This window comes from Mucilaginibacter gynuensis (assembly GCF_039541195.1).
GTDB classification, from domain to species: Bacteria; Bacteroidota; Bacteroidia; order Sphingobacteriales; family Sphingobacteriaceae; genus Mucilaginibacter; species Mucilaginibacter gynuensis.
In genome coordinates, this window is record NZ_BAABFT010000003.1 from 95,705 (window position 1) to 110,764 (window position 15,060).

Below are 15,060 nucleotides of genomic sequence, written 5' to 3' on the forward strand. Positions count from 1 at the left end.
ATTCGAGTAATGAATAAATTAAAGTCCTTGTATTTGGAGATCCTGCGTATTTCGGCAGCGTTTTATGTTTTCATCTTCCACGTAGGGTCAGTAACCATAGGCGGCGAGCGTTACTTTGCCACTACCGATTTTAATGATAGCCTGGGTTTAAGTAACCTTGGGGCGCATTATTTTGTGGTGGTGTTCTTTGTACTGTCCGGCTTTCTTATCACCATGTCGGTAAATAAGCCGGGGGTAACCATCAAAAGCTTTTTTATTGCAAGATTGGGTCGCCTTTATTCGGTATTGATACCGGCGCTTATATTTTCATTTGTGGTAAGCTTTGTAATTATTTACAGTGGCAGCATACCTGCCGAGCTGATCAAAAATAATGAGCACCTCGTGATACGGTTTTTCATGAACCTGTTGTTTTTAACGCAAAGCTGGACACTTTGCAGCACCCCGCCGCTCAATGATCCGTTTTGGTCGGTAACCTACGAGTTTATTTACTACGCGCTTATCGCAGTGATCACACTGGTTAAAAACTCAGTATTTAAATGGTTGGTTTTAGGCTTTATAGTACTGGTAGGTTTTCCAAAGGTTATTCTTTTGTTCCCAGCCTGGCTGGCCGGTTCGTTGCTGTATTTTGTTAGTAAAAAGGTAAGTATCAATAAAGGTGTTTCGGCGGTATTGTTCCTGCTTTCATTAGCCGGTATCATAGCGGTTATCATCAATCCCGAGTTGGTACCATTTACCAAAAATGAAAGTGATAACCAGTTTTTGGGTTTCAACCTTTTATTCTCATGGAATTACCTGGCCGATTTTGTTTACTCATTACTTATAGCTGCCAATATTTATTTCTTATTCTCCGTAGCTGATAGTAATTTGTTTAAAGGCGAGCAAAAGCTCATTACTAAACTGCATGATATTTTAAGGCTGGTAGGTAATTGTACTTATACACTCTACCTATTCCATTTGCCTTTATTGTTCCTGTTCGCATCGCTTTTACCTTACGACAGAACTAATTACCTGTACCCAACCGGTTTGATAGCTGCTACCCTGTTATCAGTATTTATAATAGCCCGGTACACCGAGTGGAAGGTGGATTTTTGGAGATCGGTAATGGAACGCACATTCAATTTATTCAGCTCCCTGTTTAAAGGGAATTTAAAAACATCGAAAATCTGATGGTTTCTATTTGCATACCAACCTATAATCAGGCGCCATATATTGAACTGGCTGTACGCAGTGTGTATAACCAAACAGTAAAGCCGTTTGAAATAATTGTATTTGATGATTGCAGTACCGATCAAACACCGCAGATACTTGAAAAGCTGGCACTGGAGATACCTATATTAAAAGTATTCAGGCAGCCACATAACCTTGGTATAGCGGGCAATGTTGATTCGTGCCTGCGTGCCGCAACCGGCGATTTGGTAGTCAGGTTAGATTCTGACGATCAGCTTTTTCCCGAATACGTTGAAAAGCTATCAGCACTGATCAGTGAATATCCCAACGCGGGTTACGCGCACGCTGCCATACAGGAAGTTGATCAATCGAACAATTTTTTAAATGAACGCCGCCTGTTCAGAAAAACAGGTTTTGTAACCGGCGAAACTGCCTTGATGGAAGCCTTAAAAGGCTACCGTGTTGCGGCAAATTTGATCATGTTTCGTCGTGAGGCTTTAGTAGCGGTGAACTACCTTGCAGGCAGGCCAAATTTTGGCGAAGATTACCACATGGCTTCGGCTATATCTGCCGCGGGCTACGGTAATGTTTATTTGAACGAAATTTTAGGTTATTACCGTGTATGGGTTGATGTGGGTAATGTAAGGCAAAAACGTAAGCTATCTGAAATTGACGGGATAAGACGCGTTTTTGACGATGTACTGGCACCTGCCTTTCAAAGGAATGGCTGGGGCTTAACTAAGGTTAATCAAACCCGCGTAAACTTCGCCGTTCGCCAATCAGACTGTTTGGGTTGGGATATTTACTCCGAACCCGAGAAAGAAGAATTGGTTACCGCTATATATAAATTATCGTCAGCGCCAAAAGTTAAGTTTTTTGTGTGGCTGCATTCTAACAAGATGGGCGGCTTGTTCAAATTATTCTCAAACTTAAAATCAGTACCTAAATCAATTATAAAAAGGTCTGTTTTAAAACTTCAAACCAGCAGGGCAAAATAAATGAAGATCATTCTTACACATCCAACAGGCAACCGTAACGTACGTGCCGTGCTTGATGGTTTATTACGCAACGACTTTCTGGCCGAGTTTGAAACTACCCTTGCCATTGACCCCGCTTCGGCATGGCTTAAAGTATTGCCAAAGGTGATGCAAAAAGAGCTGCTGCGCCGCTCGTATGATGTATCGAAAGACAAAATATGGTCGCACGAGGGATTGGAAATAGCCCGCATGGTTTTGCCAAAACTGAAACTAAAAAGGTATACCAATCACGAAAACGCTTTTGCCAGTACTTACTCGGTATATAAAGATTTTGATAAGGCTGCTTCAAAACGCCTTGCCAAATATGCAGGCCAAAGCAAACTTAACGCGGTTTACGCTTATGAGGATGGCGCTTTAGAGCAATTTAAAAGGGCTAAACAATTAGGTTTGGCTTGTATATATGATTTACCCATCGCTTACTGGGAAACCGGCCGTAAGCTGATGACCGAAGAGGCCGACCGCCTGCCGCAATGGGCCAAAACTCTTGGCGGTGGTATACTCGACTCTGAAAAGAAACTTGAACGCAAGACCCAGGAAATGGAACTTGCCGACGTAGTAGTTGGTCCGGGTTCATTTGTAATGGATTCGGTACCGGCCTGGGCAAAAACAAAGAAGATGATCGTATCCCCGTTCGGTTCACCTTCAACAACCAACACGCCCGTTATAAACCACAAAAAAACCGACAAGCCGTTAAGAGTATTGTTTGCAGGATCAATGGGGCAACGCAAAGGATTAGGGGATCTGTTTGCCGCATTGAATCTTGTAAACAGCAAAAACATCGAGTTGGTGGTAATGGGCAGTATGCTCGAAACACCGGAGTTTTACCGCAGCGAATTTGCCGGTTTTACTTATGAGCCCGGCCGTTCACATGCCGCGGTATTAGAGCTGATGCGCAGCTGCGACGTGTTTTGCCTGCCCTCTATAGTAGAAGGACGCGCGCTGGTTATGCAGGAAGCCATGTCGCAAGGGTTGCCGCTTATTATTACAGCAAACACCGGCGGCGCGGATTTAATAATAGAAGGCGAAACCGGCTTTTTAGTGCCTATACGCTCGCCGCAGGCCATAGCCGAAAAGCTAAACTGGTTTTTAAGCAACCGCGATAAAGTGGCAGCAATGGGTGAACAAGCCCGCCTGCACGCGGCCAATTACTCATGGGAAAAATACGGCTCAACCATAATTAACGAGCTAAAAGAATTTATACTTTAAAAATGCAGCAGTTTAATTGTACCTTTTCAGGGCGTTAAATTGCGGGGATATCCGGAAATGAAAGCAATCGGTTACGAAGCAAATAATACGCACATAGTTTCTCGTATGGATACAGCAGCAGATTTTAAGTGGTTAAAGAAAGCGATATGGGCCTACTTTTTGCTCCTCATTTTTGAAGGGGCTTTGCGTAAATGGTTCCTGCCCGGTTTGGCCACTCCCTTGCTTATCGTGCGCGACCCAATAGCCATGTGGCTGGTATATGAAGGCTGGCAACGCAATCTTTTTCCATCTACCATTTACCTGAAGGGGATGGTGATCATAGGGTTGATCAGTATTTATCTGGCGGTGGTTGCCGGCCATGGCAACGTAATAGTTGCTATATATGGCGCACGCATATTTTTGATACACTTTCCGCTCATATTTTTAATAGGGCGGGTATTTGACCGCGAAGATATTTTACAGATGGGTAGGGTTACCTTATATATAGCCTTACCTATGCTCATACTCATTAGTATGCAGTTCTACAGCCCGCAATCGGCGTGGGTAAACCGTGGTATAGGTGGGGATATGGAAGGAGCAGGCTTTAGCGGGTCGGGCGATTTTAAACGCCCGCCGGGCACCTTTTCTTTCACAAACGGTACAGCGTTGTACTTTGGCTGGCTGGCACCTTTTGTATTATACTTTTGGTTCCATCTAAAAAAGGTCAATATATGGCTGCTCATTTCCGCTTCGGGTGCCATGCTTATCGCCATACCATTCTCTATTAGCCGCACCTTGTTTTTTGAGGTGAGCTTAACGGTTGCCTTTGCGGTAATAGCCAGTGTGCGCAAACCCGAAAACTTTACCAAAGTTGTAATTGCCGGTATCGCAGGTATTATAGTACTGGGCATATTAAGTCAAACAGAATATTTCACCACAGCCACCGGTGCGTTCTTTGATCGTTTTGATACGGCTAATGAGCAGGAAGGCGGTTTGGTTAAGGGGGTAATTGGCGACAGGTTCTTCGGTGGTTTATTTACCGCGCTGGAAGAATCGTCCGATCAGCCTTTTTGGGGTTATGGTGTTGGCCTGGGCACAAACGTGGGCAGTATGCTGCTGTCAAATACCCGTATGTTCCTGCTTTCAGAAGGAGAGTGGGGCAGGCTTATCGGCGAGGTTGGCCCCTTACTTGGTTTAACTATTGTATTTATGCGGGTAGGTTTGGCGCTTAAGTTAACCTGGGGAGCATATAAAAAATTAGCTCAAAACGATTTTCTGCCCTGGCTGCTGCTCAGCTTCGCTTTTATCAATATTATAATGGGCTCGTGGGCACAACCTACGGCACTTGGTTTTGGTATTGTGATAGCCGGGTTATTAGTAGCATCACTTAAGCCGGAGCCAGAACCGGACACGGATACCGATTACGAAGATTCTTAGTTACTTAAGCATTATTATTTTGAAAATCATCTTCTTTACGCATCCCGACTTTTTGGGATCGGCGAGTATGCCCCGTTTTGCAAAAATGCTTGCCGACGGAATGATACAACGCGGCCACGATGTAGAGGTATGGCAGCCTAAACCAAAGTTCTTTAACTGGTCTAAAATTGGGTCGTTAAAAAAATGGCTGGGATATATTGATCAGTTTGTGGTTTTCCCGTCGGAGGTTAACAAAAAGCTTAAAAACTATGGTAACGATACTGTATTTGTATTTACCGATCATGCTTTAGGCCCCTGGGTGCCTTTGGTAAACAACAGGGCGCACGTAGTACACTGCCACGATTTTTTGGCCCAGTTATCGGCCCTTAACCATATACCAGAAAATCCTACCGGTTTCACCGGGCGTATCTATCAAAAATATATCAGGGGCGGTTATACCAAAGGGAAAAATTTCATCTCGGTATCTGAAAAAACAAACGAACTGCTTCAGCAATTTTTACCCGCTAAACCTGCGTTGAGCGAGGTAGTATATAACGGGCTTAATCAATCATTCAATTTAATTGATAAAGCCGAGGCAAGGGCAACATTATCAATCTTAACAGGCCTCAACCTTAATAATGGGTTTATAATGCACATAGGCGGTAACCAATGGTACAAGAACCGCGCGGGTGTTATTGCTATTTATGATGCATGGCGTAGTGTAAGCGATAAAAATTTACCCCTGGTGCTTGTAGGTAAAGCGCCTAATGCCGAATTGAACAGTAAAAAAGCGGCATCGGCCTACGCGAATGATATATACCTTTTAACCGCCGTAACCGACGAGCAATTGCAATTGGCCTATTCAGGGGCTACCATGTTACTGTTCCCTTCATTGGCTGAGGGTTTTGGCTGGCCAATTGCCGAGGCTATGGCTTCGGGTTGCCCGGTGATCACTACCAATCATGCCCCCATGACGGAGGTTGCTGCGGATGCCGCTTTCTATATTGACAGGAAGCCGGAAGTCGCAGAGGAAGAAAGTGCCTGGGCAAAAGAATCGGCCAAAGTTGTTGAGCACGTGGCCAGCCTCACCGCAGCAGAACTTACCGACGTAATAAATGCAGGCCTCAAAAATGCCGAACGTTTTGACACCGAAGTATCATTGAATAAAATAGAAAGCATCTACAAAAAAATATCGGCCAACGTAGCGTAGCTTGCTTTAAACCTAAACAAACATGAATAAACCTGTAAAAATAGCCGGGTATACCAGCATTATTTTAGATAGCCTGCGAATATTGGCTGCCCTGATAGTACTTGTTTTCCACATGTTCTATCACTGGTTTCACCCTTTAACCATGGCTTATAAACTAGATGATATCGCGCATGCCGCGGTGATCATCTTCTTTGTGCTGTCGGGTTATTTAATTTCATATACTACCACTACCAATAACAGGGGAAGTTCAAAATATTTTCAGGCACGCTTTAGCCGTTTATATTCGGTAGTTGTACCGGCCTTAATTGTAACCGCGCTATGCGAACTGGTTTTAAAAGCCATTCAGCCTGAAATATATGCTTCGTTTACCAGGGGAGCATCGTTACCAAGATATATCATATCAGGGTTGTTCATGAACGAGATCTGGTTCTTTTCGGCTGCTCCGCCAATGAACGGGCCACTGTGGTCGTTAAGTTTTGAGTTTTGGTACTATGTTATCTTCGGTTTGTGGATGTATAAAAAGAAAGGCATCCTATCGTACATAATACCAATAATAGGCTGCCTTATAGCAGGGCCCAAAATTTTACTGATGATGCCGGTATGGCTCATGGGTTACCTGGCTTTCCGTATACAGCGTGTTAATATTAACAACACGGTGGCCTGGTTGCTATTTGTGCTGATGTTTTTTATGGCGTTCTTTTTAATTACATCCATTTCGCCATTACCTTATAAACTGGGTACACCACCATGGTATTTTTCGGCACAGTTTTTTACCGATTGGATAATTGGTTTTTGTATAGGCTTCGCCTTGTGGATTATGCCTAAAGATACCACCGCTAAAACATCTGGTTGGATAAACGGTATCCGTATAGCGGCCGATCTTACCTTCCCGATATATGTGCTCCATAACCCAATACTGATACTTTGGGACGCGATATTTATAAACCATATAAAAGATGTATCGCAGTTATGGCAACCAACACTTTCGGTATTGGCGGTAACAGCTATAATCGGCTTTCTTTTAGAAAAACAGCGATATATATGGATTAACCTCTTCAGGAACCTGTTTAATCAGCTTAAAAAAATAATTACCTATCTAAAACCCGCTCCTAACGTAAAATAAAGGTTAATTTATGGTGGTCATTTTGGTCATTGTGTCAAAATTACACTTTGCGGAGTAACCTAAGTGGCTTTGTAACGTAGAAAGGGTTGAAAATCAATTGATTTTTAAGAGCGTTTATGAGTAAATTACCACTGACCCATATCGCCTCCACTCAAAAAACAGGAAAAAAGCTGTTTTGGAGGCTTGTTGTAGCATTTTTAGGATATCTGCTACCTATAGTTATTTGTTTAAAGCCGAATGCAGTTCTTGGCCAATCTGCAAATTATTTAACCAGTCCGGCTGCAAATACTTACACTTTAACCCAGCCGGCCAAAACCAGTGCAGGTATTTATACCAAGGATAGCATACTGGTACGTACCCTCTGGACAGCCAAAAGTTATGATGCCGGTACTTACCGCATAGAGTGGGATGGCAAAGATGATTTGGGTAACCCGGCGCCTGCCGGTGATTATGTAGCCAAAGTATTGGCTAATAATGTAAAGTATACCTGGAGCGGTGTTATCGGCAATTCGTCAGACAGTAATACCGGAAGCACAGTACATCGCGCTTCATATTATTTTATGACGGGTATGACCATCGTGAACAATACTGCCTACTATTGCAGCGGTTATAGCGAAGGCCGTCCGTCTATTGCCAAGTTTGTTACATCACAGCCCCAAAAGAAAATAAGCATTGAAAAGAATCCCGGCACTACCACCTCTAATATAGATTATGTTGCAAGTGATGGTAAACTGGTATACTGGTCGGGATATGATGCGTACGATCCTACAAATACCTGGGTTTTTGCCAATAAAATAGCCGATGACACCGATGTTACTTTTACCGGTGGCGTACAATACAACCAAAAGCACGGCAGAGGCTACAATGCCATTAGCTATATTAACCAGGCAAAAGCAACCATAACGGGTTTGGCCGTACAAAAGAAGGGTAACTTTTTATTTATAGCCAGGCAGGGTTTAAACAGGCTTACCATTTTAAACAAAACAACCGGTACCGCGGTAACCAACCTAACTGTTAGCGCACCTAAGTTTTTATGTATTGATGCCAATGATAACCTTTGGATGGTAACCGATAGTAACAAGGTTTCGAAATACATTGTTAACACTAACGGAACACTATCGACACCGGTTTTAACCATATCAAGCGTGCTTGCGCCTATATCAATGGCGGTTTCGCCGGATAATAACACATTAGCTATTGCCGATGGCGCTATTACCAGCCAGCAGGTGAAAGCCTTTAACACCACTACAGGTGCCAAGTTATGGATACTGGGTACAGCCGGTGGTTATATTCCTAACTCTTTAGTAAGCAACAATAAATTTTATTTTAACGATATAAGAGGCAGGATGTATGCGGCAGGGGTTTCAGGCTTCTTCCTTTTTATCGCTTTTCAACCCGATGGTTCATTTTGGGTTAATGATCCGGGTAACTACCGGGTGCAGCATTATTCGGCTCAATTACAATATATCGAAACTATTATGGCCATGGGGCCAAGTTACTCTACCTGGGCCGATAAAAATGATAATACCAGGGTAGGCGCTGAGTATCTCGAATTTAAAATAGATAATAGCGCGCCGTTAACCGGTAAAACAGGCTGGCAATTGGTAAGAAATTGGGGTGCCAATATATCTACCGCTTATGATCGTACCACTAAATTTACTAATGTGGTTACCTTAAAATCGGGAAGTGTATCAAGAACTTTTGGCTTTTTAAGAATAATGGATAATTATCACTTGGTAGAGTTTAAAAGCGACAATACACTGCGTTTTACGGGAGTAGTTAGAAGACGTTGTAATATAGATAAAGACGGAGCAATATTAACGGATGATTTAAGCCGTTATACTTTTAAAGGTTTCGACGCGCAAAATAACCCTATATGGAACACCGTGCCCGAGTCATTAGGCAACACGGTAATGTTAAATGATAAGTCGCCATTGCCTAAACAAGGCTTCAGAAATACGTACATCACCTCATCGGGCAAAGTCGTTTTTTACGATTACGGTATTGAGCTGAGTATCCGCCCAACGGTGGTGATCAACACCGGTTTCCATTTGGGTGCCATGCAAAAAGGTGGTAAAGATTATTTATGGAAAACCGCCAAGGGAACGCATTTAAGCTATAAAGGCGCTTATCCCGAACCCGACCTTTACGATATAGGCAACCAGGTTAACAATAATGCAGGCAGTTCTGCCATGGTGTTAAACAACAATATTATTACCGGTTACCATGGTGAGTTTTGGAAGGGTACACAAACCAATATGTACAACCATTACTTTGATAATGGTTTAGCAATAGGGCAGTTTGGTACCGTTGGCCAGCACAACGGCGAACAAGCCCCGGCAATGATGGCCGGTAATGCATTATCGCCCCAATTAGTAAAAGGTAACAATAGCGATGAAGCTTACCTGTTTCATGGAGATGAGAGTTTTCATAGTGGGATGCATAAGTGGACAATTTCAGGTTTAACTACTGTTAAATTGCTGAATGTGCCTATAAAGTATCCTTCGGATAAGGTGGCCGCTATTGTAGCGCCCGGTACCAATTTGATGGTGGGCTTACCATACGACCAGCTGCTGGTAAATAACACAGCCGGCTGGACAATGAGTCCTGAAACACAGCAAACAGGCTGGAGTGTTAGAACCAACGCCTTGGTATCTGATAAAAGGGATAATCCGGATGTATTTATAGTTTGTAAATCAGCAACAGGTACATTTAGCGTTAACCGCGACCTGGGTAATAATAACAAACTGGACTATTGGGCACTCAACGGTGAAATATCATATTACCTTACTGATCAGCAAGGCGTAATGAAACAATATTTTGATGTGCTGGATAACACCGGGAAGATCATTGTACGCATCAGCAATGTTTGGGCGCATTCATCAACTCCCGGCCAAACTAAAAATACTATTTACGGTAACAGCAAAGTATTGGTAACCGGTTTGAACGATAGCTTTATTGCACCCTTGATGCAAAAGCTGCAACCTTTGGAAATAAGAGGAAGCAAAGGATCGGTAATTATTAAATATGCCGGTTATTCGGTAACTGTTCCGCCTTTTGATGCTACGGCCAATGTATCATCGCCAAAAACAATGCGGGCATATATTACAGGCGGCGTTAACCCAACTGGGCGTAACTTTGGTTTTAAAGATATGCGTTTTGTTAATACCGTTACACCGCAAGCAATTACATTTGAACCGGTAGGCATAAAAAGCCTGGGCGATGCGCCATTTAACCTCATCGCGTCATCAACCAACAACATGCCGGTTAGCTTTAGCTTAGTATCGGGCCCGGCGGTAATTGATAAAAATACCGTTACCATAACAGGCGAGGGTGATGTGGTAGTTAACGCATCGCAATTAGGTAACTCGGCATACAAACCGGCCCCTTCTGTTAAACAAGCATTTACAGTAGCCGGTATCGAAAAGAATACACACATAGCCTTATAGGCTGATAAAAATATTGCAAACAGTAAGCAGGTGCATCACGCACCTGCTTACTGTTTTACTGATACCTTCAGGCGTAATAAATAAATCATTTATTACCGCGTAATACACTTTCTTCTAAATTTACAATGTGGCAAATTCGGCTTTGGCCGGATATTAACTGCTGCATTTATATCTGTTGCTCTATGCCAACCAACCTTTCCACCTTTACCATCGGCGATTATAAAAATGGCAGTAAAATAAAAGTACTCGTATGGTACTTTATCAATTACTATATTTTTAACAGCTCGTTTCCGTGGCCTTATAAGTTTAAAATTTTCTTGTTACGCGCTTTCGGCGCAAAAGTGGGCGATGGGCTGGTGATTAAAACCCGCGTACGTATCAAAAACCCATGGCGATTAACTATTGGCAACCACTGCTGGATAGGCGAGTCGGTATGGATAGATAACCTGGAAAATGTAACCATAGGCAATAACGTATGCATATCGCAGGAGGCGCTGCTGCTTACCGGTAACCACGATTATACAAAAAGTGATTTTCCGTACCGTTTAGGTGGCATTGAACTGGAAGACGGGGTTTGGATTGGTGCCAAAAGTACCGTATGCCCCGGAGTGGTTTGCAAGTCGCACGCTATTTTAACGGTAAACTCTGTTGCTAACAAAAACCTGGATGCCTGGAGCATTTACTCAGGTAACCCCGCTACGTTTGCACGCACGCGGAAATTTGAAGATTAAGCCATTCATCGCTATTGCTCTGATTCGTTCTCGGATCTGTAATATACCTTCTCTACCTGTAACCTTTACTTATACCTGTACCACTTGTTATTTTATTTATTAAAAGATAACAAGCATATTTACTCGAACAATCTTTCACAATTAAGTTACACATGCATCGAATTAAAAGCCTCGACGGGATACGCGCGATTTCAATTTTTATGGTTTTACTTGGTCATTGTGCCGATACCATAGGCCCAATTGTAACCGATAACAGTGCATTTCCGTTTTTTGCCAATGCCCGTTTAGGGGTGCGTATCTTCTTTGTGATAAGCGGCTACCTTATTACTAAAATACTTATCACCGAAAGAGATAAAACAGGGGGCATCAATTTAAGGAACTTTTATATCCGCAGGGCTTTCCGCATATTTCCGGTATTTTACCTGTACATTATAACCCTTATCGTACTTAAAAACTTTTTTATTCCGGAGCTTTTTGAAAGTTATGAGTGGATCGGTTTCGCATCGGTTTTTTTGTGGAATTACGCGCATTGGTTTATTGTGCCTAAAGCCACAAACGGCAACGTGGTATGGTTTTTCGGTCACTTCTGGACGCTATCCATGGAAGAGCAGTTTTATCTTTTATGGCCAATAACCTTTATTAAATTAAATGTAAGCACATTGAAAAAACTGGTTATCGGTATTATAATTGCCGCACCGGTGGTGAGGCTGGCTACTTATTATTTTATGCCTGATAGCCGCGGACAAATAGAGATGATGCTGCACTCGGGTGGGAGCATCATATTGATGGGCTGCCTTGGCGCGTTGATAGAGAACACCGCTTTCTTCAGAGATAAAGTGATGAAACTGGTTAACAACACCGCGCTTATCGCGTTCATCGGTCTGTTCGTTTTTGTTATTTCGCCGATGTTAGATCACCGTTTTCAGGGTGCTTATAAGTTACCCATTGGTGCCAACCTGGAGAGCTTGCTGATCATGATCTTGATATTCTGGAGTATTTATGTGCCATCAAAAGTAGCCGTATTTCTTAATAGCAAAATAATTACACATATCGGTGTGTTATCATACTCGCTGTATATATGGCAGCAGTTATTTTTAAATAATAAGATCGATTACTGGTTTAACCAGTTTCCGCAAAATATTTGCCTGGTAATTGTGGTAGCGCATATATCATATTACCTTATTGAAATGCCGTTTTTGAATCAAAAGAACCGTTTTATACGAAAACCCAAACCATTGGTTGTAGCAAGTGTTTAAAAAGGGCTTGCAGTATTACGGTATAAATAATATCTTTATAGACTACCTATGCGATCCGTCGGGTCGAGTTTATTAAGAATTTCTTTCATCCAATTTACCTTGCAGTTTAAGGCTGTTGCATCCTGAATGGAAAAAAAATTGAATTTGCTGTGCCTGCCTTTTGCGGGTGGCAGTAAATATGCTTATCGTGAGTTATTTACCAATATACCATCCATTTTTAATGTGATGGTTTTTGAGTATCCGGGCAGGGGAACGAGGATAAATGAAGATTTGTGTGCCGATGCCGCTACCATTGTTGATGACCTTTACAAACAGGCGCTAACCATCATTCATAAAGGCGAATATGCTATTTACGGGCATAGCTTAGGTGGAATGCTGGCCCACCTGTTGGCCTTAAAACTGGTAGAAAACAACCAACCACTGCCTGTACATATTTTCATTACAGGTACGCCCGGCCCATCAGCCCCTTCACGAACCACTAAGAAGCGGCATCTGTTACCTAAAAAGGAATTTATAGCCGAGGTAAAATCGCTGGGTGGTATGCCCGATGAAATTTTGGCGAGCGAAGACATGCTCGACTTTTTGGAACCCATACTGCGTAACGATTTTAAACTCAGCGAAACCTATAATTATAGCAATAAACCAGCACTCAATATCCCGTTAACGGTTATTACCGGTACTGATGAAGACCTGGAAAAAAAAGAAATATTGCTTTGGGAAAAAGAAAGCAACAGCGGAGTTGAATTTATAGAGATGGAAGGTAATCACTTTTTTATACTACAACACCAGGCAGCTATACTGCAAACCATACAAAACACTATCAGTAAACTTATTAAATCTCCCTATCATGGATAATAAACAAGTATATCTTAAACCAAACGTGGTATTTGAACCATTGGTAGATAAATGGTATGCCTGGAGCCATTTAATATCGCCGGCAACGGCAGCAATGAATATTGTAGGCAGGCATCTGGCTATCATCGAATCATACCTTTCGGCGCCTGCCATTCACGCCAGCGCGGTACTTAACCCTAAAATGAAGGGCGGTCCGTTTATGGATTTTGGCGGAGGCCGTGTAGACGAAGTTCGCGAACTGGAAGCGCAATCATACAAAAATCAAGATCGGGTAATTGAGTTTGCCAAAGCCATTAAATCACTCGACAGGTTACTGGCTGCTGAAGCTACCGGTTACGGTTTGGAAGACCTTTACCCTAAAGTACCCGATATTTTAAGGGGGTTTGTAGAACTGTATTACGATCGTAATAATAACCCGGGTTTCAGGTTTTTTGAAGCCTTATTATACCAAAGCGAGTTTTATAACAAAAGCTCGCAAAGCATAGCCTTATGGTTAACTGATAACGATGAGCGCCCGTTTTGTTTGAGCACACCACGACTTGAAGAATCACACGTGTTAGACTTGCAGGTACCTTTTGAGCATGCGTGTATAGATGAGCTTTCGAAAATGAAACGTGTACCGCAAAGCTACGAGTACATCAAAAACCTATGCGGTATTAAGCCCGATCAGGAAGCATTGTTTGAAACCTTCTTTACCGAAACCGTTCCGCCACCATACGAAAAATACACCGGCGATAAAATACGCATGCGTTATTTTGGCCATGCCTGTATCCTGGTTGAAACTAAGGACATCAGCATATTGGTTGATCCGTTGATCAGCTATTACGGTTATGATTCTGATGTAACACGTTTTTCTGATATCGACCTGCCCGATACTATTGATTATGTGCTGATCACCCACAATCATCAGGATCACATCCTGTTTGAAACCCTGCTGCCTTTGAGGCACAAAATTAAGAACCTGATTGTTCCGCGCACATCAAGCGGCAAGCTGGAAGATCCCGACCTGAAGCTGATGTTCAGCAATATCGGTTTCAAAAACGTGATAGGTATGGACGAGATGGAGCCCGTTCATTTCAACGATGCCATTATTACTGCCCTGCCATTTATTGGCGAGCACAGCGATATGAATATATTGACCAAATGCTGCTACCTGGTAAAAGTGGGTGATTTTAAGCTCCTCTTCCTGGCCGATTCGCGTATTGTGGAGCCAAGATTATACGAGCTTATTCATAAACATATTGGCGATGCCGATGTGTTGTTTATAGGCATGGAATGCGACGGGGCGCCTTTAACCTGGTTATACGGCCCACTGCTTACCAAAAAACTACCACGCGATATGGACGGTAGCCGCCGACTTGCCGGTTCTGATTGTGATAAGGGTATGGCACTGGTAGATATATTTAATCCGAAAGAGATCTATGTATACGCCATGGGGCAGGAGCCTTGGGTAGAGTTTATCAGCAGTATCAAATACACCGATGAATCGAACCCGATTGTACAATCGAACAAATTGGTGAAACTATGCACCGAGCGTGGTATTATAGCCGAACGCTTATATGGCGAAAAAGAGCTTTTATACGAAATGAATGCAGGCAGCTTAGCGGAACAAGAATAGCCGGCGCGCCTTT

11 protein-coding genes are annotated in these 15,060 nt (G+C 42.8%); all 11 read left to right on the forward strand.

What is annotated here, in order from left to right:
• Nucleotides 1–9 precede the first annotated feature (9 nt).
• Complete coding sequence (locus ABD894_RS07005; protein ID WP_345210287.1) at nucleotides 10–1,167, forward strand: acyltransferase family protein; 1,158 nt, start codon at nucleotides 10–12, stop codon at nucleotides 1,165–1,167.
• Nucleotides 1,167–2,165: a glycosyltransferase family 2 protein gene (locus ABD894_RS07010; RefSeq protein WP_345210288.1), complete on the forward strand. Its 999-nt coding sequence runs from the start codon at nucleotides 1,167–1,169 to the stop codon at nucleotides 2,163–2,165. The genes ABD894_RS07005 and ABD894_RS07010 overlap by 1 nt, the downstream gene beginning before the upstream one ends.
• On the forward strand, nucleotides 2,166–3,410 hold the full coding sequence (locus tag ABD894_RS07015; RefSeq protein WP_345210289.1) for a glycosyltransferase family 4 protein: 1,245 nt from the start codon (nucleotides 2,166–2,168) through the stop codon (nucleotides 3,408–3,410).
• 105 nt (nucleotides 3,411–3,515) lie between these two features.
• Nucleotides 3,516–4,826, forward strand: a complete 1,311-nt coding sequence (locus ABD894_RS07020; RefSeq protein WP_345210290.1) for a hypothetical protein — start codon at nucleotides 3,516–3,518, stop codon at nucleotides 4,824–4,826.
• A gap of 19 nt (nucleotides 4,827–4,845) precedes the next feature.
• On the forward strand, nucleotides 4,846–6,015 hold the full coding sequence (locus ABD894_RS07025; protein WP_345210291.1) for a glycosyltransferase: 1,170 nt from the start codon (nucleotides 4,846–4,848) through the stop codon (nucleotides 6,013–6,015).
• Nucleotides 6,016–6,037: 22 nt separating this feature from the next.
• The gene (locus ABD894_RS07030) at nucleotides 6,038–7,138 is read left to right on the forward strand and encodes an acyltransferase family protein (protein ID WP_345210292.1); all 1,101 of its coding nucleotides are present in this window, start codon (nucleotides 6,038–6,040) and stop codon (nucleotides 7,136–7,138) included.
• 116 nt (nucleotides 7,139–7,254) lie between these two features.
• The gene (locus ABD894_RS07035; RefSeq protein WP_345210293.1) at nucleotides 7,255–10,587 is read left to right on the forward strand and encodes a FlgD immunoglobulin-like domain containing protein; all 3,333 of its coding nucleotides are present in this window, start codon (nucleotides 7,255–7,257) and stop codon (nucleotides 10,585–10,587) included.
• Nucleotides 10,588–10,769: 182 nt separating this feature from the next.
• Complete coding sequence (locus tag ABD894_RS07040) at nucleotides 10,770–11,318, forward strand: WcaF family extracellular polysaccharide biosynthesis acetyltransferase (RefSeq protein ID WP_345210294.1); 549 nt, start codon at nucleotides 10,770–10,772, stop codon at nucleotides 11,316–11,318.
• Nucleotides 11,319–11,470: 152 nt separating this feature from the next.
• Complete coding sequence (locus ABD894_RS07045) at nucleotides 11,471–12,574, forward strand: acyltransferase family protein (RefSeq protein ID WP_345210295.1); 1,104 nt, start codon at nucleotides 11,471–11,473, stop codon at nucleotides 12,572–12,574.
• A 126-nt stretch (nucleotides 12,575–12,700) separates the two neighbouring features.
• Nucleotides 12,701–13,429 carry a thioesterase II family protein gene (locus ABD894_RS07050; RefSeq protein WP_345210296.1) on the forward strand — a complete coding sequence of 243 codons (729 nt, stop codon included), beginning with the start codon at nucleotides 12,701–12,703 and terminating at the stop codon, nucleotides 13,427–13,429.
• Entirely contained in the window at nucleotides 13,422–15,047 is a 1,626-nt protein-coding gene (locus ABD894_RS07055) for an MBL fold metallo-hydrolase (protein WP_345210297.1), read from the forward strand. Before ABD894_RS07050 ends, ABD894_RS07055 begins: the two co-directional genes overlap by 8 nt.
• The last annotated feature ends 13 nt before the right edge of the window (nucleotides 15,048–15,060 follow it).

Bases quoted from the DNA above. Each gene is read 5' to 3' on its own strand.
- ABD894_RS07015 (WP_345210289.1), top strand. From the start codon at position 2,166: ATGAAGATCATTCTTACACATCCAACAGGCAACCGTAACGTACGTGCC.
- ABD894_RS07055 (WP_345210297.1), top strand. From the start codon at position 13,422: ATGGATAATAAACAAGTATATCTTAAACCAAACGTGGTATTTGAACCA.
- ABD894_RS07040 (WP_345210294.1), top strand. From the start codon at position 10,770: ATGCCAACCAACCTTTCCACCTTTACCATCGGCGATTATAAAAATGGC.
- ABD894_RS07035 (WP_345210293.1), top strand. From the start codon at position 7,255: ATGAGTAAATTACCACTGACCCATATCGCCTCCACTCAAAAAACAGGA.
- ABD894_RS07050 (WP_345210296.1), top strand. From the start codon at position 12,701: ATGGAAAAAAAATTGAATTTGCTGTGCCTGCCTTTTGCGGGTGGCAGT.
- ABD894_RS07030 (WP_345210292.1), top strand. From the start codon at position 6,038: ATGAATAAACCTGTAAAAATAGCCGGGTATACCAGCATTATTTTAGAT.
- ABD894_RS07010 (WP_345210288.1), top strand. From the start codon at position 1,167: ATGGTTTCTATTTGCATACCAACCTATAATCAGGCGCCATATATTGAA.
- ABD894_RS07005 (WP_345210287.1), top strand. From the start codon at position 10: ATGAATAAATTAAAGTCCTTGTATTTGGAGATCCTGCGTATTTCGGCA.
- ABD894_RS07020 (WP_345210290.1), top strand. From the start codon at position 3,516: ATGGATACAGCAGCAGATTTTAAGTGGTTAAAGAAAGCGATATGGGCC.
- ABD894_RS07045 (WP_345210295.1), top strand. From the start codon at position 11,471: ATGCATCGAATTAAAAGCCTCGACGGGATACGCGCGATTTCAATTTTT.